The following is a 22120-nucleotide window of genomic DNA, read 5'->3' as shown; positions in this document are numbered from 1 at the left end:
TCGCGAGCACTCGCCCGCACCGGATAAAACGCAGGTGAACCATCCGAGTTATGGCTTATCGGCCTTTCACCCCATCGAGCGTCACTCTTATCGAACTTGCGGCAAAGCCGCACGATGCGCCGAGGGGTGCACAGGCTAGGGCACTCCATGCGATCTGACTCGTCCGGAGGCGTCGGTTCCGGGGGCCGCCTATCGTGATCGGAGGCGCCAATACCGGTCCCCGGCGAGCGCTTCTGGAGGCATGCATGCTGGCCAAGCTGACGACGCGCCTCAGACTCCGGCGCTCCACGCTGACCGGCGCGGTCGGGCTGGCCGTGCTGGCGGCGGGGCTGCCGGCGGTGGCCGTACGCGACACCGAGTCCGACCTGACACGGTTCTACCGGCAGAAGGTCGTCTGGACGAAGTGCGAGAACAAGTCGATGCCGAAGGACCTCCAGTGCGGCAAGGTCACCGTCCCCCTCGACTATGCGAAGCCGAAGTCGGGCACGCTCGAGCTGGCTCTCGCCCGCTACCGGGCCACCGGCAAGTCGCGCGGCTCGGTGGTGTTGAACTTCGGCGGTCCCGGCGGCCCCGGGGTCCCCCAACTCGCCTTCGGCGGCGACGACTTCATGGAGCTCACCGACGGCTACGACGTGGTCTCCTTCGACCCGCGCGGCGTCGGCAGATCCTCCCCTGTCAGCTGCGGCGACGCCTCCGACGAGGCCTCGGAGGCGATGGACACGGACACGGATCTCACGGATGATCCGCGGGCGGTCCTCAAGCAGTTGAAGCAGGCGGCCACCCAGTGCGCGAAGCACTCCGGCCCCGTGCTCCCCCACATAGGAACCGTGAACGCCTCCCGCGACCTGGACGTCATACGCCAGGCCCTCGGCGACAAGAAGCTCAACTACCTCGGCTTCTCCTACGGCACCCGGCTCGGCGCCGTGTACGCGGCGCAGTTCCCGGACAAGGTCGGCCGGCTGGTGCTCGACGGCGTGGACACGCTCACGGAGCCGCTCACCGAGCAGGCGATCGTGGGCGCGGAGGGGCAGCAGACCGCGCTGGACGCCTTCGTCGCGTGGTGCGCCGAGGACGACGTCGCCTGTCCGCTCGGGACCGACTCCCGCACCGCCCGGGAACACGTCGTGTCCCTCGTCGAGTCGCTCGACGAGGATCCGGTGCCGACCGACTTCGGCGACTCCTTCACCGGGCAGGACCTCGTCGCCTCCCTCAGCCAGGCCCTCTACAGCAGGGACATGTGGCCCACGCTGGAACGTGCCATCGCCTCGCTCGTCGAGGACGGCGACGCCCGGGGCCTGCTCGCCCTCACCGGCGGCGGCATGGCCCGGAACGACGACGGCGGCCTCGCGGACGAGGAGGACGTCCCCTTCGACAACCTGCCGGCGGCGTTGATGGCGATCAACTGCGCCGACGACCCCGACCGCCCGACCGCCGACTGGATCACGAGGAACCTCGACCGGCTGCGCGCCGAGTACGAGGAGGCGTCCCCCGTCTTCGGCGAGTACCGCCTCACGGAGGTGCTCATGTGTTACGGCCGCCCCAAGGGCACCGACTACATCCGCAAGAAGGTGCGGGACGTCGACACCCCGAAGATGCTCCTCGTGGGCACCCGCGGCGACCCGGCGACGCCGTACCGCTGGACCACGGAGACGGCGAAGCGGCTGGGCTCCTCGGCCGTGGTGCTCGACAACAGGGGCGAGGGCCACACCGGGTACGCCTCCTCCAAGTGCGTGCACAAGAAGGTCGACAACTTCCTGCTCTACGGCTCGCTGCCCGCGGGCGGCAGCTCCTGCGGCTCGGATGACGACGACGACTGAAGTCCGGGTCAGAGCCTGACAGCGAATCACCCGTGATGTCCGGCCGAGTTACCCCAAGTGCCCGATCGGTGAATCGGGCCTATCGTGCTGATATGGAGCACGCACTCAGCCCCGCGACCCTCACCGAGCTGCGCCGTCCGCGCCCTTATCCGGCGGTGTCCGTGCTGACGCCGACGCACCGCCGTGAGCCGGAGAAGGCCCAGGACCCGGTACGGCTGCGCAATGTCGTGGCCGCGGCCAAGAAGCAGCTGGAGTCCGATCCCGCGGTCAGCCGGGACCGGCGTGCCGAGGTCGAACGACAGCTCGACCAGGCCCTCGCCGAGGTAGACCTCACGCATGCCGAGGACGGCCTGGTGATCTTCGCCGCGCCGGGTGAGCACCAGGTGTGGTCGCTCGCCCGTCCGGTGCCCGAGCGGGTGGTGCTGGCCGACACCTTCCTGACCCGCAACCTCGTCTCGGCGCAGGCGGCCGAGCGGCCGTTCTGGGTGCTGTCGGTCTCCGCCGACCGCGTCACGCTGTGGAGCGGCGGCACGGACCGCGTCACCGAGGTCCGCACCGGCGGTTTCCCGCTGACGCGGTCCTTCGACAACTTCGACGCCGAGCGGCAGGAGCGGATCGGCGATCTGCCGAGCACCTTCCGCGACGAGGGCACCCGCCACTTCCTGCGCGACGCCGACACCGCGGTGAGCGCGGTCCTCAAGGACGACGCACGCCCGCTCTACATCACCGGCGAGCAGGCGGCGCTGTCCGCGCTGGACGAGATCGGAACGGTCACCAAGGACGCGGTGCACATCCCGCACGGCGGCCTCGCGCACGGCACGCACGAAGCCGTCTGGCAGGCGGTCCGGCCGATCGTCGCCGCCCAGGACCGCAAGAGCACCGACGAGGTCGCGCGGGAACTCGAATCGGCGCGCGGGCGGCGGGCGTTCGCGGCCGGCCTCGACGAGGTCTGGCAGAACGCCCGCGAGGCACGGGTGCGGCTGCTCGCCGTCGAGGAGAACTACCGGGCGACGGTCCGCGACGACGGCGATCACCTGATCCCGGCCGAGAGCGGCGACCTCGACGCCCGCGAGGACATCGTGGACGAGATCGTCGAGCAGTGCCTGGAGACCGGCGCCGAGGTCCGCTTCGTACCGGACGGCACGCTGCGGGACGCCCAGGGGATCGCGGGCGTGCTGCGCTACTGACGCTCCGGCGCCTGTCGCGTCTACCCTTCGCCGGGGACAGTCGGCGACAAGGGAGTGCGCACGTGGGAGACCTGTTGGGCGTGGCGGTACTGGGTGCCGGGCACATGGGGGCCGACCACATACGTCGGCTTGAGTACGTGGTGAGCGGCGCGCGTGTCGCCGCCGTGGCCGACCCCGACACCGCGCGGGCCAAGGCGGCGGTCGCCGGAATCGACGGGATCGCGGTGCATGCCGAGACGGCGGCCGCGCTCGATGCGCCCGGCGTCGACGCCGTACTGATCGCCTCGCCCGGCCCGGCACACGAGGAGGCACTGCTCGCGGCGTTCGCGCGCGGCCTTCCGGTGCTGTGCGAGAAGCCCATGGTGCCGGACTCCACGGGCGCACTCCGCGTCGTGGAGGCGGAGGCGCGACTCGGGCGGCGGCTGGCACAGATCGGGTTCATGCGGCGGTACGACGCCGAGTACCGGCAGCTCAAGTCGCTGCTGGACGACGGGCGGTTGGGGCGTCCACTGATGCTGCACTGCATCCACCGCAATGTGTCCTCCCCGCCCGGCTTCACCTCCGCGATGCTGATCAACAGCTCGGTCTCGCACGAGATCGATGCCGCCCGCTGGCTTCTCGGCCAGGAGCTGACCGCGGTGACCGTGCCGCGTTCACGGTCCTCCGCCGACGCCCCCGAGGGGCTGCTGGACCCGCAGTTCGTGCTTTTCGAGACCGAGCACGGCGCTCTCGTCGACGTGGAGGTCTTCGTCAACTGCGGCTTCGGCTACCAGGTGCGCTGCGAGGCCGTCTGCGAACGGGGCAGCGCCCGGGTCGGCGAGGGGCACACCATGCTCGTCACCGCCGACGGCGGGGCGCGCGAAGAGGTCCCGCAGGACTACCTCGTACGGTTCGCCGACGCCTACGACCGCGAAGTGCAGGCCTGGGTCGACGCCACCCGGCAGGGCCGGGTCGCCGGTCCCGCCGCCTGGGACGGCTATGCGGCCTCGGTGGTCGCCGAGGCCGGGGTCCGGTCCCTGGAGACCGGCGACCGCACGACCGTGGACCTCGCCCCACGCCCGGACCTGTACGCCGGCCATTGAGGCTGTCAGACACTCCCGAACAGCGCGCTCAGCCCGCGGTCGACGGCCGCGCCGACGTCCTCCTGCCCCGACGCGACCACGGCGTACGTCCGCAGCAGGAAGCGACGCAGGGCGGGCGTGCGGAACTGGAGCAGCGCCAGCCCGTACGGCGAGTGGAACTCCAGGATCGTCCGGTCCCGGCCGCACGGCCAGATGTGCACGTCGCCACTGCCGGCCGGGCCGCGCAGACCGGCCTCCAGCAAGGCCCGCCCGAAGGTCCAGGTGACGCACTCACCGTCGAGTGCGGCCTCGGGCGGGAAGTCGATGTGCACGGCCAGCGGGTCCGCGACGGTATAACGAAGGGTGGCGGAGACAGGAAGTTCCTCCCCATCGGCGGTGATCAGGAGGGCGCGTGCGGGCTGCTCGAGGCTGATGTCCATCGTCGGTCTCCACTGCGGGTGAGAGGTCGGCCCGTTGTGCCGGTGTCTCTTACGACCCCGCAGACGCCGTTTGCATTACGGGAAACCCGAAATCAAGGGTGTGACCTGCATCACATCCGAACGGTCGACCCCACCCATAGAACAAACACGCGTCGAACACGTAGTTGAACGTCGACCCGAACCCGTCGACCATCAGTCAAGTCACGTATGCCGCCTACGGCGCACCCCCTCGGCGACGTACTCCATTCGCACCGCGCAAGCAGGCCATGAAGACTGTGGCATATGCCAGAAGCACCACCGGATCGTGTGTTGCCAAATCCCTTACAGCGCGTCGCGGGCTGTGCAACAGTCGTAGCGGTCCCTCCGTCCGCCTTGCTCGTACCGTCCCCCCTCGGAGTGCCTGATGCCGTCCCATCTCTCCGCGGACCGCCCAGCCGCCCAGCCGCCCGGACGCGGCTCGGTCGACGCGCTCATATCGCAGACGCGACGGCTCAAGGGCGACGTGGACGCCGTACGGCGGGACGCGCAGAGCGAAGGATCGGATCCGCAGGACCGGTGGCAGCGCGCCCTGTACGACCTGGCACTGCACCAACTCAACGACCTGGACGCCCACTTGGCGCAGTTGCGGGAAGGCCCGCCGCCCGTGCCGATGGCGTCGGAGCCGGTGTCCGCGGTCCGTGCCGTGCCGCCCGCTCCCCGGCGCGACTCGCTGCTCAGCCGGGTCGGCAGCGCCGAGTGGAACCTGCTGACGGACGAGGCCAGTTGGTCCGGTGAGCTCTTCCAGATCCTGGGCCGCGACCCCGCCGCTCCCCCGCTCACCCTCGACGAGCTCCCGTCCCTGGTGTTCGACGAGGACCGGCCGAAGCTGACGGCGATGGTCACCGACTGCCTCGTCGACGCGAAGCCGATCGACGGGGAGTTCCGCGTCGTACGCCCGGACGGCGACGTACGGACCGTGCACATGATGGGCGAGCCCGTGCTCGACGCCGACGGCAGCACCGCCTCGATGTGGGCCGTGCTGCGTGACGTCAGCGAACTGCGGCGCAGCCAGCGGGCGGTGAGCGAGACCCGTGACTCGCTGCAACGCCACCGGCAGCATGCGCAGTCCGAGCACCGGCTGGCGGTCGAGTTGCAGGAGGCCGTGCTGCCGCCGTGGCGCGGTTCCCTGCGACTCCCGCACCAGGGCGCCGAGAGCCTGGATCTCGCGGCGCACTACCTCCCCTCGTCGACGAGCGCGTTGATCGGCGGTGACTGGTACGACGCGATCCAACTGGCCGACGGCGACACACTGTTGAGCGTGGGCGACCTGACCGGACACGGCGTCGCCGTGACGTCCGGCATGGCGATGCTGCTCGGCGCGCTGCGCGGGATGGCGATGGCGGGCACCGAGCCCGGCCGGCTGATGTCCTTGCTCAATCAGTTGCTCGACGCCACCGTGCAGCCGGCCCTGGGCAGTGCCGTCTGCTGCCGCTACCGTCCCGCCACCCGCACGCTGTCCTGGGCGCAAGCAGGACACCCCGCCCCGCTGCTGTTCCGCAACGGGACGGGGCGCCCACTGGACGCGCCGGACGGCGTCCTGCTCGGTGCGACCTCGGGCGCCGCCTACGAGCAGGCCGAAGTGACGCTCGACGCGGGCGACCTGCTGATGCTGTACACCGACGGGCTGGTGCCCAGGCGCAGCCGGGATGAGGCCGTGCATCGGCTCCTCGACCTGGCCCCCCGCTTCCGCGAGGCGCGCACCGCACAGGACTGCGTACGGACGGTCGTGGAGGAACTGGGCGAGTTCGAGCGCGAGGACGACGCCTGCGTGCTCATCGCCCGGGTGGCCGACTGACACCTATGCCCGTGCGCTGTTGCCGCTCTTCGGCTTCGGCAGCGCGAGCTTGATCTCCTCTCGCAGTTCGCTGATCCTCGGATAGCTGGAGTACTCGGCGGTGAGCCGGTACATCTGGCGCAGCCGGTCCCAGGTGCGATGGGAGGAGTTGGAGCCCATCGACATCAGGGCCAACCGCGCGTACCTGTCGGCCTGTTCGGGGTCGTCGGAGATGAAGCAGGCGGAGGCCATGGACAGATAGTCGAAGATCTTCGACCGCTGCCGCCCGTCGACCCGCAGGGCCAGGGCCTTCTCCGCATAGTGCCGGGCGTGCACGGCCGCGCCCGGCTCGTGCTCGGCCAGCGTGCGGTAGGCCAGGGCCTGCATGCCGTACAGGTCCTCCTCCTTGAACATCTGCATCCAGCTCGGCGGCGGCACATCGCCCCGGTCGGAGACGAAGAGATCCTCCGCCTGTCCGAGGGTGCGGCGCATCGCCTGCCCCTTGCCCATCGACGCCTGTGCCCAGGCCTCGATGGTGTACAGCATCGCCCGGGTGCGCGGCAGCACCTCTTCGCCGGAGCCGGACTGGGCGAGCTTCATCAGGTCGAGTGCGTCGTCGGGCCGGCCCAGGTGCACCATCTGGCGAGCCGCTCGGGAGAGCGCCTCCCCGGCGCGGGGCCGGTCGCCGCCCTCACGGGCCGCATGGGCGGCGATGACGAAGTACTTCTGGGCCGTGGGCTCCAGGCCGACGTCGTGCGACATCCAGCCCGCGAGAACGGCGAGGTTGGCGGCGACGCCCCACAGGCGCCGCTGGAGGTGATCGGGGTGACGGTAGGCGAGCATGCCGCCCACCTCGTTGAGCTGACCCACGACGGCCTTGCGTTGCAGCCCGCCGCCGCGGGCCGCGTCCCAGGCTCGGAACACCTCGACCGAGCGCTCCAGTTCCTCGATCTCCTGCGACCCGATGGGGGCGGCCTCATAGCGGTCGAACCCAGCGGGGTCGGCGTGCAGGGGATGGTCGATGTCGGGAGCGTCGGACGAGAGGGTCGGATCGGTGTGCAGCCAGTCGTGCATGGCGCTGCTGAGTGCTGATCCCGCGGCGAGCGCGGCACCCGCGCCCACCAAGCCGCGTCGGTTGAGCATGAGGTCCATTCCCGTGAATTCGGTGAGGACCGCGGCAGTCCGTTCGGGCGCCCACGGCACACCGTCGGGATGTTCCACACTCCCGCCGCTCTGCCGTTTCCCCGTACGCCCGTGCCGGACCAGACCGAGGTCCTCGATGGTCACGACACGGCCGAGACGCTCTGTGAACAGGGCCGCCAGCACCCGCGGCACGGGATCGCGCGGGATCTCTCCCATGTCGATCCACCGCCGCACCCGGGAGGTGTCGGTCGACAGCTGGGGGTGGCCCATGGCCGCCGCCTGCCGGTTGACCAGCCTCGCGAGTTCACCTTTGGACCAGCCGGCCAGGCCGAACAGGTCCGACAGTCGGGTGTTGGGTTCTCCGCTCACGTCAAGCCCCCAGGTTCTCGGCTGAGTTGACAGTAGCCCGGTGAGACTTGCCGGGCGACTATTCGCCAGGGTTCGCCAGGGTGCGCCAGATGGTGTGCCACTGGGCGACGGGTGTCAGGTAGGAACGCGCCACCCCGACCCGGTTGCCGAGGGACATTCCCCAGGGTGCACCCGAGGGGCCGGGCCGGGTAGCGCATTGTCGTCGCAGGCACACGAAGGGATCTGTTTCGCCCATGTACGCAGCATCGTCCTCCGTGTCCGCCCCGCCCCGGTCGCTGCGCCCCCGCCCTGCGGGCAGCGGCCCCTACCTCGACCCCGCGCGTCCCGCGCCTCCCCGGCTCGGAGCGGGCCGGCCGCCGCGCGCCGCGGGGGTCGGCACCCAACCGCTCAGCGGGAGACTCGACTTGTCCGGCCCTCAGGGCACGCAGCTGCGCACGGCGGTCGCGTCGGTGCATCGCATCTGCCCGGAGTTCGCTCCGGTCCAGGTCCTGCGCCGCAGCGGACGATCCGTCCTCCTCGTGGGGACGACGGGGCGCAGCACGGCCGTCGCGAAGTGTTTACTGGACCACTCCCCAGCGTGGGCCGAGCGCATCCAGCACGAAATAGCCGCATACCGCTCGTTCGTCCGGCACCGCCCGCCCGTGCGGGTGCCCCGGCTGATCGCCGCGGACCCGGACAGCTGCACGCTCGTGATCGAGCGGATGCCGGGGCGGGTGGCGGCCCTCCAGCGGCACCCGGCCGAGGCCCCGCCGCGTGCGGACATCAGAGCGGCACTCGGCGCGATCTGCCGGCTGAACGCCTGGCGGCCACCGGCGGGCACCTTCGACGCGCCGCTGGACTACGCGGCACGCATCGCCCGGTACCACGAGCTGGGTCTGCTGACCGACCGGGACATGGGCGATCTGCAGAAGCTGGTGCACGGCATCGCGCACTCGGCGGGACGGCAGGGGATGGGCCAGTTCTGCCACGGCGACGCTCTGCTGTCGAACATCCTCCTGTCACCGGCCGGTCCAGTGCTGGTGGACTGGGAGCACGCGGGCTGGTATCTGCCCGGGTACGACCTGGCGACGCTGTGGTCGGTCCTCGGGGACGCACCGGTGGCCCGGCGGCAGATCAGCCAGATCGCGCAGTCGGCGGGACCGGCCTCGCGGGACGCCTTCCTGGTGAACCTGATGCTCGTCCTGACGCGTGAGATCCGTACCTATGAGACGGCCGTGCAGCGTTCGATGCACGACACGACCCCGGCGGCACCGGGAGTGGCCCACCCGGGTGCTGCGCCGTCCGGCGAGGAACAGCGGCTGCTGCTCAGGCGGCTGCACGACGACTGCCAACTGGCCCGACGGGCCGTGCGCGCGGCGGTCGGCACTCGCTGACGGGGACGGCGATCCGCGGTGCGCCCGGGACACCGGCGTACCGCGGATCTTCGTATGGGCCGCATTCCACCGCCGCGAAACTCCCTACACCCTACGATTACACGATAAAACGCCTCTCTCTGGGCATGATTGACGGATCGTCGGCAGGCCGGTAGCACAGACGTACGCCCGGCCCCCGCACGGCTCATCGCACTCGTCCGTCCCAGGAGGCTGTTTTGCGAGGATTCGCCACCGCTCCCGACCGAGGCCGTCGCAGAGCCGCCCAGGCCGTCGCCGCCGGGGCCCTCATCCTGCCGCTCCTCGGCGCGGCACCCTCCGAGACGTCGGCAGACGGGTTGCAGCAGGCGTTCGCCGCGGCTTCCGCCCAGTACCACGTGCCGCAGAGCGTGCTCCTCGGCGTCTCCTTTCTCCAGTCCCGCTGGGACGCGCACGGCGGGGCGCCGAGCGTGGCAGGCGGCTACGGCCCGATGCACCTCACCGACGCCCGCACCGCGCTGGCCGCCGAGGCCCCGCACCACAGCGAGGGCACCGAGGACGCCCGCGGCGACAGCGCCCGCGCTCCCCTGCTGCCCACGACCGAGGTGCCGGCAAGCACCGAACTCCCCGCCCGCCTCACGACGTTGACGAAGGCGGCCGAGCTGACCGGCCTGGCGGCCGAGAAGCTGCGCACGGACCCGGCGGCCAACGTGGCGGGCGGTGCGGCACTCCTGGCCGCCGCCCAGAAGGAGCTGGGCGAGCCGCTCAGCGACGATCCGGCGGACTGGTACGGGGCGGTGGCCCGTTTCCCGGCCGCCGACGACCGGGCGACGGCGGCGGCGTACGCGAACGACGTGTACGACGTGCTCCGCACCGGCGAACGGCGCACCACGGACACGGGGCAGCAGATCACCCTGGCCGCCCGGCCGGACCTGGCCCCCGAGACCGGGCAGCTGGACCGGGCGGGGCTGCGGGACGCCTCGGCCGCGGAGACCGAGTGCCCCACGACGGTGTCCTGCGAGTGGATCCCGGCGCCGTACGAGCAGTTCGGCGAGGGCGACTACGGCAACCACGACCTCGGCGACCGGCCCGCCTCCCAGAGCATCGACTACATCGTCATCCACGACACGGAGGGCGCGTGGGAGGGTGTGCTCAACCTGGTGCAGGACCCGACCTATGTGTCGTGGAACTACAGCCTGCGCTCCACCGACGGCCACATCGCCCAGCACCTCAAGGCCAAGGATGTCGGCTGGCATGCCGGGAACTGGTACATCAACTCCAAGTCGATCGGCCTGGAGCACGAGGGCTTCCTGGCGAACCCGGACGCCTGGTACACGGAGGCGATGTACCGGACGTCGGCCCGCCTGGTGAAGTACCTCGCCGCCAAGTACGGCATCCCGCTGGACCGGCAGCACATCCTCGGCCACGACACCGTGCCCGGCCCGACCACGTCGGCCATCCCCGGTATGCACACCGACCCCGGCCCCTACTGGGACTGGCAGCACTACTTCACCCTGCTCGGCCGCCCCTTCGGCACCACCGCGCGAGCCGGCGCGGGCCTGCTGACGATCCTGCCCGACTACACCGCCCACCGCCCCGCCTTCACGGGCTGCGCGGCGCAGGGCAAGCCCTGCCCGGCCCACGGCTCCAGCGCGGTACGGCTGCACTCCCAGCCCGACGAGAACTCCGCCCTGATCAAGGACATCGGTCTGCGTCCCTCCGGGGACGCCTCGACGATCGACGTCAACGACATCGGTTCGCGGGTCTCCACCGGCCAGCAGTACGCGGTCGCGGGCCGGCAGGGCGACTGGACGGCGATCTGGTACCTGGGCCAGAAGGCCTGGTTCAAGAACCCGAAGAAGCAGCCGACGGCGGTGAACGCCTCCGGTGCCGTCGTCACCCCCAACGCCGGGCTGGCGCAGATTCCCGTGTACGGACGCGCGTACCCGGAAGCGGGGGCGTATCCCGCGGATGTGCCCGCGCAGGCGGTGTCGCCGCTGCCGTACAAACTGCTCGCGGGGCAGAAGTACGTGGTGGGTGACAAGGTGCCGGGCGAGTACTACTACGCGGTCGGCTTCGCGACGGACTCGCACAAGGTGATCGTCGGGAAGGATCTCTACTACGAGATCCAGTTCGGCCACCGGGTGGCGTACGTGCGCGCCGCCGACGTGCGCGAAGAGCCGGCCCGGTAGGCCGTCAGCCCTGCTGGAACAGCTCCGCGGGCAGCGGTTTCAGCAGGGCGTACAGGTCGTCGGTGATGGGGCGGTCCCAGGCGGCGATGGTGACCAGGACCTTGTCGCTGCGGTCGAACTGCACGCAGGAGATCCGGCTCTCGGAGAGCTTGAGGCGGCGCACGATCAGCAGGTTGTCGCCCTGCATGACGGGCACGTCCTCGGCGCCGACGACGGTGACGTCCTCCTCGTTCTCCAGCGCGAGCAGCAGCTGGGCCACCTCGAAGGGGATCTCGTCCTCGGCGACCTCACGGGCCGGTGAGCCCTCCGGCAGATTGCCGATGATCATCGCCGGACCGCGGCCGCCGAACAGGTCGTAACGCAGGAAGACGCCCTGGCAGGTGCCGTCGGGAGCGGGCAGCAGGCCCGCGCCCAGGTTTCCGGGCCAGTCGCCCGGGTCCATGGCCAGTACGTCGAAGTCGGGCCCGGCGGGGGTGGCGCTGCGGCGGCGGAGGAACGACATGCGGTCAATGGTACGTGGCCGAGGGACCGCATATCGATACAGCCCCGCGGCCCTTACGTGGGTCGACGTTCACGCCGGGCCCCTCTGTCGGCAGTCCGTCGACAGCAGGCGCATCCGGCGGAGGCGAGCAGGCCGGTCGAGTGGTTCAGTGCCGTCCGCACGCAGACCGGTGGGTTCGGCCAACGCCTCGCCGACGGCGGCGAGTTCGCTGTCGCGTGCGAAGGGGACCTGCTGCCGCGTGAGCGGGCACGCACGCCTCGCGCAGACCACCGACCGACCCTGTCCGCGGCCTTCTTGTGCTCATTGGTCCCGACGGAGATTCACTCCTCGCCCGGCGTCGGTGGCACCACCGCGATCGGGCTGGTCGCGTGCAGCAGAACGGCCTGGGTGACGGAGCCCATCATGCGGGCGGGGGCGAGCAGACGGCGTCGGTGGCGGCCGACGACGACCAGCTCGGCGTCCTTGGACGCGGCGACGAGGTGGTCGGCCGCGTCGCCCGGCGCCACATACGGCTCGACGTGGACCTCCGGATGCCGTTTGCGGTGCGGGGCGAGAAAGCCCTCGGCGAGGACGCGGGTCTCGTTCTCGACGGCGTCCTGGTCGATCACGGGCGGGACGAGTTCGCCGAGGGTCGCCCAGGTCTGCAGGGGCCACGGATAGGCGGCGACCACCTGGAGGCGGGCGCCGCGCAGGGCGGCCTCGGTGAAGGCGAAGTCGAGTGTCGCCTCGTCGGGGCCGTCGACGTGCAGGCCGACGACGACCCGCGGGCCCGGTCCGGCCGGGGCGCCGTCATAGACTTCGCGCCCGGGCCGGGGCACCACGACGACCGGGCATTCGGCGTCGCGGGCGGCGGCCATGCCGTTGGAGCCGAGCAGCAGACTGGCGAAGCCACCGCGGCCCCGGGAGCCGAGCACCAACAGCTGGGCGGCGGCGCCCAGTTCGGGCAGCGCCGCACTCGGGGCGCCCTCCAGCGCCACGTACTCGGCAGTGGTCCGGTCGGCGACATACGCACGGACCTGGCCGAGCACGGGATCGACAGACGGATCCGGCGGCCCGGCCGCCAGGACCTCGGGCTGGGTCCACATGGCGTACTGCCGCACATGGACGACCCGCAGCGGTGCCTCGCGGCGCCGGGCGGCGTCCAGCGCCCAGTCCAGGGCGCGCAGACTGTCGTCCGAGCCGTCGACCGCGGCGATGACCGGCAGGGTGCTCATGGTTCCTCACCTCCGGAGTGCGACCTGCACCTCCTGGGACCAGCCTCGCTCAGGCATCGGCCCCGGAGGGTGCTCAGGGTCGCGTGTCCGGAAAAACGGGCGGGACACTCAAGGCCCGGTCCCGCCCGCCCCGGCTCAGGTGAGGTCGAATTCGCCCTCCCGCGCACCTGACACGAACGCGCCCCACTCCGCCGGCGTGAAGATCAAGGAGGGGCTCTCCGGGCGATCGCTGTTGCGCATGGCGATGAAACCCTCGACAAAGGCGATCTGTACGTCCCCCAGCCCGCGGCTGCTGGAGTGCCACTCGGCGTTGCTGAGGTCCAGCTCCGGCTTGTGCCAGCCCGTGAGCGGGTGGTCCTGGATGGTGCTCTCGGCCACGTCCGTGCTCCTCCCGATTCGTCGTCCGCGGGCCAGCCTAGCGATCGGTTCCGAGTGCCAACAGGCCACGTGAGCGGGACCTTTCAGGAGTCGGGCGGCAGCGACCCCACGAGCCACATGGAGAAGAACTGGGATCCGCCGCCGTAGGCATGCCCGAGCACCCTGCGAGCCCCCTCCACCTGGTGCTCACCGGCCAGTCCGCGCACCTGAAGGGCCGCCTCCGCGAAGCGGATCATGCCGGAGGCGCCGATGGGGTTGGTCGACAGGACTCCGCCCGACATATTGACCGGGAGATCCCCGTCCAGTTCGGTCACCCCGGACTCGGTGAGCTTCCAGCCCTCGCCCTCGGCGGCGAAGCCGAGGTTCTCCAGCCACATGGGCTCGTACCAGGAGAACGGCACGTAGATCTCGGCAGCGTCGATGTCCCGGCGCGGGTCGGCGATGCCGGCCTGGCGGTAGACATCGGCCGCGCAGTCCTTGCCGGCCTGCGGCGACACCGCGTCCTTGCCTGCGAACAGCGTCGGTTCGCTGCGCATGGCGCCGCCGTGCATCCAGGCGGGCGGCCGGGGCGCGCGGGCCGCGCCCGCTCGGTCGGTGAGGATCATGGCGCAGGCGCCGTCCGAGGACGGGCAGGTCTCCGAGTAGCGGATCGGGTCCCACAGCATGGGCGAGGCCTGGACCTTCTCCAGGGTGATGTCGTGCTCGTGCAGATGCGCGTACGGGTTCTTCAGCGCGTTGCGCCGGTCTTTGTACGCCACGAGCGAGCCGACGGTGTCGGGCGCGCCGCTGCGCCGCATGTACGCGCGCACGTGCGGCGCGAAGAAGCCGCCCGCGCCGGCCAGCAGCGGCTGCTGGAAGGGGATGGGCAGCGACAGGCCCCACATCGCGTTCGACTCGGACTGCTTCTCGAAGGCCAGGGTCAGCACGGTGCCGTGCACGCGCGCGGCGACGAGGTTGGCCGCGACCAGCGCAGTGGACCCGCCGACCGACCCCGCGGTGTGCACGCGCAGCATGGGCTTGCCGACGGCGCCGAGTGCGTCGGCGAGGTACAGCTCCGGCATCATGACGCCCTCGAAGAAGTCGGGCGCCTTGCCGATCACGACGGCGTCGACGTCGGCCCACCTCAGCTCCGCGTCGTCGAGCGCCCGCTGCGCTGCCTCCCGCACGAGGCCCGCGATCGACACGTCCCGGCGTGCCGCCACGTGCTTGGTCTGGCCGATGCCTACGACGGCCACGGGCTCCTTGCTCATCGGGGATCCCCTTCGAGTACGGCGACCAGGTTCTGTTGCAGACAGGGGCCGGACGTGGCGTGGGCGAGGGCCCGGTCGGACTCCCCGCGGTGGATGCGGGCCGCTGCCTCACCGATCCGGATCAACCCGGCGGCCATGATCGGGTTGGCGGCCAGGGCACCGCCGGACGGGTTCACGCGGACGCTGTCGTCGAGGCGGAGCGCCTTGCGCAGGACGACCTCCTGTGAGGTGAACGGCGCGTGCAGCTCGGCGGTGTCCACGGTGGGGGCACCTCCCATGCCCTTAAGGCCATGGGGGAGTTCGAAGGCGCCCGCCTTCTCGGCGGCCAGGCGGGTGGACGGGGAGTCGGTCAGGTCGCGGACGCCGAGTCCGTGGGCCTCGATGCGGTGGTCGATGCCGCGGATCCAGGCGGGCCTCTCGCACAGCTCGCGGGCCCGGTCTCCGGCCGCGAGGATCACGGCGGCGGCGCCGTCGCCGATGGGCGGGCAGTCGCCGGTGCGCAGGGGCCGTACGAGATAGTCCCCGTGCGGCACCGAACCCCTCAGCTGCGCATGGGAGTTGTCGGCAGCGTCCCTTCGGCTGCGGGCGGCGACCCCGGCCAGCGCGGGCTCGTCGGTGTGGCCCGCGTCGATGAGCGCCTGCGCCTGGAGCGCGGCCAGGGCGACGGAGTCGGGCCACAGGGGTGCGACGTAGTACGGGTCGAGTTGCCGGGTCAGGACGTCGCGGACGGAGCCGGGCGAGGACTTGCCGTACGCATAGACGAGCGCCGTGTCCGCGTCCCCGGCGAGGAGTTTCGTCCACGCCTCGTACAGCGCCCAGGCGCCGTCCATCTCGACATGCGACTCGGAGATCGGCGGCCAGGCGCCGACGCCGTCGAGGGCGAGGGTGAAGGAGAAGGCGCGGCCGGCGAGGTAGTCGCTGGATCCGGAGCAGGTGAAGCCGATGTCGGCGGTCTTCAGGCCCGTCCGGTCGAGCACCTGGTGCAGGACCGGCATGAGCATCTCCACCTCGGAGTGCTCGTCGCTGGTGCGCCGGTGGTCGGTCTGGGCGAAGGCGACCAGTGCTATGTCACGCATCACAGGAGCTCCCTGTAGGTGTCGTAGTCCGCGTCGGCTTCGCCGGTCGGCCGGTAGTGGTCAGGGAAGCGGGACCCTTCGGTCCACACCGGTTCCACCCGCAGGCCCATGCGCACCTGGTCGTAGGGGATGCCACCGATCCGGCCGTGCAGCGCGAGGTCGGCGCCGTCGAGGGCGATGTGGCCATAGACGTACGGCACTTCGATGTCGAGGTTCTTGGCCTTGATGTTGACGATGCAGAACGTGGTCACTGTGCCGTGCGGACCCACCTCGACCTGTTCCAATGTGGCCACACCACATGTGGGGCACGCACCCCTCGGCGGGACGTACACCTTGCGGCAGCTGGGGCAGCGCTCGCCGACGTTGCGGTGTTCGGACAGGGCCTTGATGTAGGCGGACTGGGCACGGCCGGGTGAGTAGGTGTAGTCGAGGCGGGCGGGGGCGACGATGCCGGTGACCATGTCCTCGAACTCACCACTACAGCCCGCCAGTTCGGCCGGGGCGTGGCCGTCGAACGGCTCGAAGCAGGCGATGTCCGTGATGGCGCCGGTACGTTCCTCGGCCCAGCGGACCCGGACGCGCATACCGGTGTGCACGGCGTCGGGGCCAGGGACGTCGAGGGCGTGCAGGAGGGCCGTGTCGGCACCGTCGAGGCGGACGAGGGCCCAGGCGAACGGCGTGCCGAGGGGCTGGCCGCGGCGGGGGGCGTGGTTCCAGGCCCAAGTGGTGACCGTGCCGGTGGGGGCGACCTCGACCAGGTCGCGGATCTCCTCCGCGGTGACGGGGTCGTACTCGACGGGCGGGACGAGGGTGCGGCCGTCGGTCGTCCGCACGCCGAGGACGACGCGTTCGCGCAGACCGGTGAGGAAGGCGCTCTGGACGGGGCCGAGGGAGCGGGTGAAGGGGAATTCAAGAGTGAGCGGGGCCTTGAGAACTTCGGGCATCGGGGGCTGCCTCCTTGGGAAGCCGACGTCTGTGAGGGCGCCCCGAAGGGGCGCGGGGCTGTGACATTTGCGGCTCCGCCGCGCGGGCGCGACCGGCCACAGCGAACCCGCAGCTGTGAACCGGCCTCCGGCGGGGTGTCTACGCCCGCCTGTAGACCGGCGGGCGTTTCTCCGCAAAAGCGCGGGCACCCTCCCTCGCATCGGCGGTGTCGAAGATCGGCCAGCCGCGCTTGAGTTCGGCGGCGAGCCCGTCGGCCTCGGTCATCTCGGCGGTCTCGTACACCGACGCCTTGACGGCCTCGACGGCCAGCGGGCCGCAGGCGTTGATCTGTTCGGCGATCTCCAGGGCCTTGGTGAGGGCCGTGCCGTCCGGTACGACGTGCCCGATCAGGCCGATACCGGCGGCCTCCGGGGCGCTGTAGGGCCGGCCGGTGAGCAGCATCTCCAGGGCGTGCGTGCGCGGGATCTGGCGTTGCAGCCGGACCGTCGACCCGCCGATCGGGAACAGCCCGCGTTTGACCTCGAAGAGCCCGAAGGTCGCCGACTCGCCCGCGACCCGGATGTCGGTGCCCTGAAGGATCTCGGTGCCGCCCGCGACGCAGTGGCCCTCCACGGCGGCGATCACCGGTTTGCGGGGGCGGTGATGCCGCAGCATCGCCTTCCAGTGCAGGTCGGGGTCGGCCTTCAGCCGGTCCCGGTACTGCTGCCCCTCCATGCCTTTCCCGGCCAGGGCCTTGAGATCCATGCCCGCGCAGAACGCGCCGCCCGCGCCGGTCAGCACGATCGAGCGGACCTCGTCGTCCTCGTCGGCCGCGATCCAGCCGTCGTACAGCCCGACGAGCATCGGCAGCGAGAGCGCGTTCTTGGCCTCGGGCCTGTTGAGCGTGAGCACCAGTGTGGCGCCTTCCCGCCGGATGGCGAGGTGTTCCGTCCCACCCATCGACCGTCTCCCCTCTCACAGAACGAGAACAGGTTGCAGGAGGCGGGGAAGCACTTCAAGAGTTTTCTGACAGTCAGTCAGATTTATTGTGCGCGGACCCTTCACAGTTGTGCCGCCCTTTGCTCTGATGACCGGCAGCCGGTGGAGGGCGAGGGCAGGAGGAGCGGTGGAGTACAACCTTGCGGACCTGTTCGAGTCGGTCGTCGACGTGGTGCCGGACCGTGAGGCGCTGGTGTACATCGACCAGCCCGGCACGGGGGCGGAGCGTCGGCTGACGTATGCGCAGTTGGACGCGGCCGCCAATCGCATCGGGCACCATCTGCTCGACAGCGGGATACGTCCCGGCGAGCACCTCGGGCTCCATCTCTACAACGGCGTCGAGTACCTGCAGACGCTACTCGGCTGCCTCAAGGCGCGGATCGTGCCGGTCAACGTCAACTACCGGTATGTGGAAGAGGAGTTGGTCTACCTCTACCGCGACGCCGATCTGGTGGCTCTCGTCTTCGACGCCGAGTTCGCCGACCGGGTGGCGGCTGCGCTGCCGCGGGCGGAGAAGGTGCGGCATCTGGTGCGGGTGGGTGCCGGGGGCACGCTGGGTGTGCCCTTCGGCGAGGTCGAGGCCGCCGGATCCGCGGAGCGCGGGTTCGCCAAGCGGTCGGGCGACGACCAGTTCATCATCTACACCGGCGGTACGACCGGGATGCCCAAAGGCGTGATGTGGCGCCAGGAGGACCTGTTCTTCTCCGGGCTCGGCGGCGGCGCCCCGACCGGTGAGCCGGTCAAGAAGCCGGAGGAGCTGGCCGAACGGGTCGCGGCGGGCGGCGACGGGATCACCTTCTTCCCCACTCCCCCGCTCATGCACGGCACGTCCACGCTGACGGCGTTCGTCGGCTTCCACTTCGGCCAACGAGTCGTACTGCACCGCAAGTTCGCACCCGAGGAGGTGCTGCGCACCATCGAGCGGGAGAAGGTCACCAGCGTGTCGCTGGTCGGCGACGCGATGCTGCGACCACTGATCGACGCCCTGAACGGCCCCATGAAGGGCACCGACTGCTCGTCGATGTTCAACGTGTCGTCGTCGGGAGCGATCATGTCGGACACGGTGCGGCGGCAGTTCCAGGCGCTCGTCCCGAATGTGATGCTGCTCAACAACTTCGGCTCCTCCGAATCCGGCTTCAACGGCACGGCGACGGAGGACTCCGGCCCCGAACGCGGCTTCCGCATCCGTGTCAACTCCCGTACGCAGGTGGTCGATCCGGCCACTCATGAGCCGGTCGCCGTCGGCGAGGTCGGCCGCGTCGCCCAGTGCGGGCACGTCCCGCTCGGCTACTACAACGACCCGGCGAAAACCGCCGAGACCTTCTTCGAGAAGGACGGCGAGCGATGGGTACTGCTCGGCGACATGGCCACCGTCGACCAGGAGGGCGTCGTCACGGTCCTCGGCCGCGGCTCGCAGTGCATCAACACCGGGGGCGAGAAGGTGTACCCGGAGGAGGTCGAGCAGGCGCTCAAGTCCCATCCGGATGTGTACGACGCACTGGTCGCCGGGGTGCCGGACGCGAAGTGGGGTCATCACGTCGCGGCGGTGGTGCAGTTGCGCGAGGGTGCGCGCGCGCCGTCCCTCGACGACATCCAGACGCACTGCCGTTCCCAGCTGGCCGGCTACAAGATCCCTCGCCAGCTGGTGCTCACGGATGCGATCCGGCGGTCGCCGAGCGGCAAGGCGGACTACCGGTGGGCGCGGGAGGTGGCGGTGGCGGTGGACCGGTGATCCGGTGGGCGCGGAATCTGTGATTCCGTGGATTGCTCGCTTGAACAGCAGGTGACGTGCGACCGTATTGATGGTGGCGGAACGGGTTTCGATCGGATCCGGTCCGCCGCACCATGTGGTTTCGCACGGAAGGACCTTTGTGTCTCAGCACGTCACTCGTTCTCGTCAGCTGCCGGACGCCGAAGACGGGACGGCTGAGACCGGGACGACAGACGCCCCCTCTGATACGACGGATACGACGGACGCCCCTGCTGAGGGGAAAGCCGGCTGGTTCGGCTGGCGCCGGAAGTACCCCCGTACGGCCCATGGCGTGACCGTGGGCACCACCGTTCTGGCCGGTGTCCTCGTCCTCTTCGCCCTCCTCATGCCCAACCGGATCGAACGCCTCAACCCCAGCGCGTTCCTGCGTATCCCCGCCGAGGGCGTCCTGCTCGCCGGACTGCTGCTGGCGCTGCCGCCCAGGCCCCGGCGGATCATGGCGGTGGTCTCCGGCGTGTTCCTGGGTCTGCTCACCATCCTGAAGTTCGTCGACATGGGCTTCTACCAGGTGCTGGCCCGCCCCTTCGACCTGGTTCTCGACTGGATCCTGCTCGACGACGCGACGGACTTCCTGCGCGAGTCGTTCGGCCGCACCGGCCAGGTGCTCGCCGTGGTCGCGGTGATCGTCCTGTTCGCCGCCGTGCTGGTGCTGACCACGCTCGCGACGGTGCGGCTGACGAACCTCATGGTCCGCCACCGTCCCACCGCCGCTCGTACGACCCTGGTCCTCGGCACCGCGTGGATCACCTGCGTCACCCTGAGCGTGCAGGTCGCCGGCACCGACCTCGCCACCAAGGGCAACGCCGAGTTCCTCGGCAACCGGGTGGAACAGGTGCGCGCCGGCCTGCGGGACGCCCGGGTCTTCCAGCAGCAGGCCGCCGTGGACGCGTTCGCGAAGACTCCGCCGGACCAGCTGCTCACCGGTCTGCGCGGCAAGGACGTCCTGTTCACGTTCATCGAGAGCTACGGCCGGGTCGCCATCGACGACCCGGCGATGGCACCGCAGATCGACGCGGTCCTCAAGGAAGGCACCCGCTCCCTCGACGCGGCCGGATTCGCGTCGCGCAGCGCCTGGCTCAAGTCACCCATCACCGGGGCCGGCAGCTGGCTGGCCCACTCGACCTTCCTGTCCGGCCTGTGGATCAAGAACCAGCAGCGCTACCGGAGCCTGACCACCAGCGACCGCATGACCCTCACCAACTACTTCGGCAAGACCGGCGCCTGGCGCACGGTCGGCGTCGTGCCCGGGGTGCGGCGGGCCTGGCCGGAGGGAAAGTTCTTCGGCCTCGACCACATCTACGACTCCGAGCACCTCGGCTACCACGGCCCCTACTTCAGCTGGACGCCCGTGCCGGACCAGTTCAGCATGGAGGCCTTCGAACGCCTGGAGCACGGCCGAAAGGACCGGCAGCCGATCATGGCGGAGATCATCCTGGCCTCCAGCCACAACCCCTGGGCCCCCGTCGCCCGCATGATCGACTGGGACGACCTCGGCGACGGCTCGGTCTTCCACGAGATCAAGAAGGACGGCAAGGACCCCAAGGAGGTCTGGAAGAACCCGGAGAGCGTTCGCACCGAGTACCGCCGCGCCATCGAGTACTCCCTGCGCAGCACGACCGAATGGGTCGAGCGCTACGGCGACGAGAACACGGTCCTCGTCTTCCTCGGCGACCACCAGCCCGTTCCGACGGTCACCGCGGGCGATCGGAGCAAGGACGTGCCGATCACCATCGTCGCCCGCGACAAGAAGGTGCTCGACAGGATCGAGGACTGGGGCTGGACGGACGGCCTGAAACCCGCCCCGGACGGGCCGCGCTGGGGGATGGACGCCTTCCGCGACCGCTTCATGACGGCGTACGGGCCGCGGAACTCCGGGTGAAGACGTCCTCGGCACCGAGGAACGCCTCCACCGCCGCGAGGAACTCCGCCGGCCGGGTCTCATGCACCAGATGCCCCGCGTCGATGGTCACGAGCCGGGCGTCGGGGATCAGTCCGGCGAGCGCGGCGATCTGCTCCTGCGGGATCAGGCTGGTGGGGCCACCCCCGATGAGCAGCGTGGGCATGGTGATCCGCCCCATGTGGTCCCACCACACTGGATCGGGCGCGTTGCGCTGTTCGTCGGTGGCCCGCACCATGGCCCAGTCGAACGGCAGCTCTCCATCGGGCCGTTCGGCGGGCGGCCGGGGCGGGTCGAGCGGGATCGGCGCGGGCACGTCCTCCAGGACGAGACGCCGTACGACGTCCGGTTCCGTCTGCGCCAGCAGGTAGGCGATGGCACCACCGAGCGAGTGGCCCACCACATCGACGCGGTCGATGCCGAGGGCGGCGAGGAAGGCGCGTATGTCGTCACGCATCGTCGCGTAGGCGTACACGTCCGTGCCCGCCCCCGGCTCCGTACCCGGCCAGTCGCTGCGCCCGTGCCCCCGCAGATCCGGGGCATAGACCCGGCGCGGACCGGCCGCGAGCCGTCCGGCGACCGACGCCCAGTCCGCCCCGTCGGCACCGCGGCAGTGCAGCAGCAGAACAGGAGGCGCCTGTTCCGGACCCCAGGCGCGGTAGGCGAGGGTGATGCCGTTGGCTTTGACGGTGCGCAGCTCGATGTCCATGCCGGGCACGCTAACCGGCGGAGCACCGC

The 22120-nt window shown here is 70.7% G+C and carries 18 protein-coding genes; 8 read left to right on the top strand and 10 right to left on the bottom strand.

The annotated features are described in order from the left end of the window. Positions 1 to 245 precede the first annotated feature (245 nt). The 3 genes from OG828_RS45090 to OG828_RS45080 all read left to right on the top strand — a co-directional run bounded on the left by OG828_RS45090 (position 246) and on the right by OG828_RS45080 (position 4086). Entirely contained in the window at positions 246 to 1817 is a 1572-nt protein-coding gene (locus tag OG828_RS45090) for an alpha/beta hydrolase (RefSeq protein ID WP_328504401.1), read from the top strand. 92 nt (positions 1818 to 1909) lie between these two features. Further along, positions 1910 to 3004, top strand: a complete 1095-nt coding sequence (locus tag OG828_RS45085; protein WP_328441973.1) for a baeRF3 domain-containing protein — start codon at positions 1910 to 1912, stop codon at positions 3002 to 3004. Between the two features lie 62 nt (positions 3005 to 3066). Further along, on the top strand, positions 3067 to 4086 hold the full coding sequence (locus tag OG828_RS45080; RefSeq protein WP_328504400.1) for a Gfo/Idh/MocA family protein: 1020 nt from the start codon (positions 3067 to 3069) through the stop codon (positions 4084 to 4086). Positions 4087 to 4091: 5 nt separating this feature from the next. Here OG828_RS45080 and OG828_RS45075 read toward each other — a convergent pair whose 3' ends face one another. Then, entirely contained in the window at positions 4092 to 4505 is a 414-nt protein-coding gene (locus tag OG828_RS45075) for an SsgA family sporulation/cell division regulator (protein ID WP_328504399.1), read from the bottom strand. 403 nt (positions 4506 to 4908) lie between these two features. Here OG828_RS45075 and OG828_RS45070 point away from each other — a divergent pair, with 403 nt between their 5' ends. Beyond that, a complete protein-coding gene (locus OG828_RS45070; protein ID WP_328504398.1) occupies positions 4909 to 6339 on the top strand; it encodes a PP2C family protein-serine/threonine phosphatase in 1431 nt (476 codons plus the stop codon). Positions 6340 to 6342: 3 nt separating this feature from the next. Here the strand turns inward: OG828_RS45070 and OG828_RS45065 are convergent, their stop codons facing one another. Then, positions 6343 to 7830, bottom strand: a complete 1488-nt coding sequence (locus OG828_RS45065) for a DNA-binding protein NsdB (protein ID WP_328370448.1) — start codon at positions 7828 to 7830, stop codon at positions 6343 to 6345. Between the two features lie 233 nt (positions 7831 to 8063). Between OG828_RS45065 and OG828_RS45060 the strand changes: the two genes are divergently transcribed. Together OG828_RS45060 and OG828_RS45055 are read left to right on the top strand one after the other, a co-directional pair. Then, positions 8064 to 9203 carry an aminoglycoside phosphotransferase family protein gene (locus tag OG828_RS45060; protein ID WP_328370445.1) on the top strand — a complete coding sequence of 380 codons (1140 nt, stop codon included), beginning with the start codon at positions 8064 to 8066 and terminating at the stop codon, positions 9201 to 9203. A 215-nt stretch (positions 9204 to 9418) separates the two neighbouring features. After that, a complete protein-coding gene (locus OG828_RS45055; protein WP_328504397.1) occupies positions 9419 to 11371 on the top strand; it encodes an N-acetylmuramoyl-L-alanine amidase in 1953 nt (650 codons plus the stop codon). Positions 11372 to 11375: 4 nt separating this feature from the next. Here OG828_RS45055 and OG828_RS45050 read toward each other — a convergent pair whose 3' ends face one another. The 7 genes from OG828_RS45050 to OG828_RS45020 all read right to left on the bottom strand — a co-directional run bounded on the left by OG828_RS45050 (position 11376) and on the right by OG828_RS45020 (position 17675). Then, positions 11376 to 11873: a hypothetical protein gene (locus OG828_RS45050; protein ID WP_301977501.1), complete on the bottom strand. Its 498-nt coding sequence runs from the start codon at positions 11871 to 11873 to the stop codon at positions 11376 to 11378. Between the two features lie 320 nt (positions 11874 to 12193). Then, on the bottom strand, positions 12194 to 13087 hold the full coding sequence (locus tag OG828_RS45045; protein ID WP_328504396.1) for a universal stress protein: 894 nt from the start codon (positions 13085 to 13087) through the stop codon (positions 12194 to 12196). Positions 13088 to 13222: 135 nt separating this feature from the next. Next, the gene (locus tag OG828_RS45040) at positions 13223 to 13465 is read right to left on the bottom strand and encodes a DUF397 domain-containing protein (protein ID WP_328370433.1); all 243 of its coding nucleotides are present in this window, start codon (positions 13463 to 13465) and stop codon (positions 13223 to 13225) included. An 83-nt stretch (positions 13466 to 13548) separates the two neighbouring features. Continuing rightward, on the bottom strand, positions 13549 to 14715 hold the full coding sequence (locus tag OG828_RS45035) for a thiolase domain-containing protein (protein WP_328370430.1): 1167 nt from the start codon (positions 14713 to 14715) through the stop codon (positions 13549 to 13551). After that, entirely contained in the window at positions 14712 to 15791 is a 1080-nt protein-coding gene (locus OG828_RS45030; RefSeq protein WP_328441967.1) for a thiolase domain-containing protein, read from the bottom strand. The genes OG828_RS45035 and OG828_RS45030 overlap by 4 nt, the downstream gene beginning before the upstream one ends. Next, on the bottom strand, positions 15791 to 16735 hold the full coding sequence (locus OG828_RS45025) for a Zn-ribbon domain-containing OB-fold protein (protein ID WP_328504395.1): 945 nt from the start codon (positions 16733 to 16735) through the stop codon (positions 15791 to 15793). Before OG828_RS45025 ends, OG828_RS45030 begins: the two co-directional genes overlap by 1 nt. A gap of 139 nt (positions 16736 to 16874) precedes the next feature. Continuing rightward, positions 16875 to 17675 carry a crotonase/enoyl-CoA hydratase family protein gene (locus OG828_RS45020; protein WP_328370420.1) on the bottom strand — a complete coding sequence of 267 codons (801 nt, stop codon included), beginning with the start codon at positions 17673 to 17675 and terminating at the stop codon, positions 16875 to 16877. Positions 17676 to 17841: 166 nt separating this feature from the next. Between OG828_RS45020 and OG828_RS45015 the strand changes: the two genes are divergently transcribed. Together OG828_RS45015 and OG828_RS45010 are read left to right on the top strand one after the other, a co-directional pair. Then, positions 17842 to 19446 carry an acyl-CoA synthetase gene (locus OG828_RS45015; RefSeq protein WP_328504394.1) on the top strand — a complete coding sequence of 535 codons (1605 nt, stop codon included), beginning with the start codon at positions 17842 to 17844 and terminating at the stop codon, positions 19444 to 19446. 169 nt (positions 19447 to 19615) lie between these two features. Beyond that, positions 19616 to 21364: a sulfatase gene (locus OG828_RS45010; protein WP_328505048.1), complete on the top strand. Its 1749-nt coding sequence runs from the start codon at positions 19616 to 19618 to the stop codon at positions 21362 to 21364. Here OG828_RS45010 and OG828_RS45005 read toward each other — a convergent pair. Next, positions 21330 to 22091 carry an alpha/beta fold hydrolase gene (locus OG828_RS45005; protein ID WP_328504393.1) on the bottom strand — a complete coding sequence of 254 codons (762 nt, stop codon included), beginning with the start codon at positions 22089 to 22091 and terminating at the stop codon, positions 21330 to 21332. The two genes, OG828_RS45010 and OG828_RS45005, sit on opposite strands and share 35 nt — an antisense overlap. Positions 22092 to 22120: the final 29 nt, after the last annotated feature.

The sequence above is a fragment of the Streptomyces sp. NBC_00457 genome (assembly GCF_036014015.1).
Lineage (GTDB): Bacteria > Actinomycetota > Actinomycetes > Streptomycetales > Streptomycetaceae > Streptomyces.
This window is presented reverse-complemented; position numbering and strand designations above follow the sequence as displayed.

Bases quoted from the DNA above. Each gene is read 5' to 3' on its own strand.
- OG828_RS45090 (WP_328504401.1), top strand. From the start codon at position 246: ATGCTGGCCAAGCTGACGACGCGCCTCAGACTCCGGCGCTCCACGCTG.
- OG828_RS45085 (WP_328441973.1), top strand. From the start codon at position 1,910: ATGGAGCACGCACTCAGCCCCGCGACCCTCACCGAGCTGCGCCGTCCG.
- OG828_RS45075 (WP_328504399.1), bottom strand. From the start codon at position 4,505: ATGGACATCAGCCTCGAGCAGCCCGCACGCGCCCTCCTGATCACCGCC.
- OG828_RS45070 (WP_328504398.1), top strand. From the start codon at position 4,909: ATGCCGTCCCATCTCTCCGCGGACCGCCCAGCCGCCCAGCCGCCCGGA.
- OG828_RS45060 (WP_328370445.1), top strand. From the start codon at position 8,064: ATGTACGCAGCATCGTCCTCCGTGTCCGCCCCGCCCCGGTCGCTGCGC.
- OG828_RS45050 (WP_301977501.1), bottom strand. From the start codon at position 11,873: ATGTCGTTCCTCCGCCGCCGCAGCGCCACCCCCGCCGGGCCCGACTTC.
- OG828_RS45045 (WP_328504396.1), bottom strand. From the start codon at position 13,087: ATGAGCACCCTGCCGGTCATCGCCGCGGTCGACGGCTCGGACGACAGT.
- OG828_RS45035 (WP_328370430.1), bottom strand. From the start codon at position 14,715: ATGAGCAAGGAGCCCGTGGCCGTCGTAGGCATCGGCCAGACCAAGCAC.
- OG828_RS45030 (WP_328441967.1), bottom strand. From the start codon at position 15,791: ATGCGTGACATAGCACTGGTCGCCTTCGCCCAGACCGACCACCGGCGC.
- OG828_RS45025 (WP_328504395.1), bottom strand. From the start codon at position 16,735: ATGCCCGAAGTTCTCAAGGCCCCGCTCACTCTTGAATTCCCCTTCACC.
- OG828_RS45020 (WP_328370420.1), bottom strand. From the start codon at position 17,675: ATGGGTGGGACGGAACACCTCGCCATCCGGCGGGAAGGCGCCACACTG.
- OG828_RS45005 (WP_328504393.1), bottom strand. From the start codon at position 22,091: ATGGACATCGAGCTGCGCACCGTCAAAGCCAACGGCATCACCCTCGCC.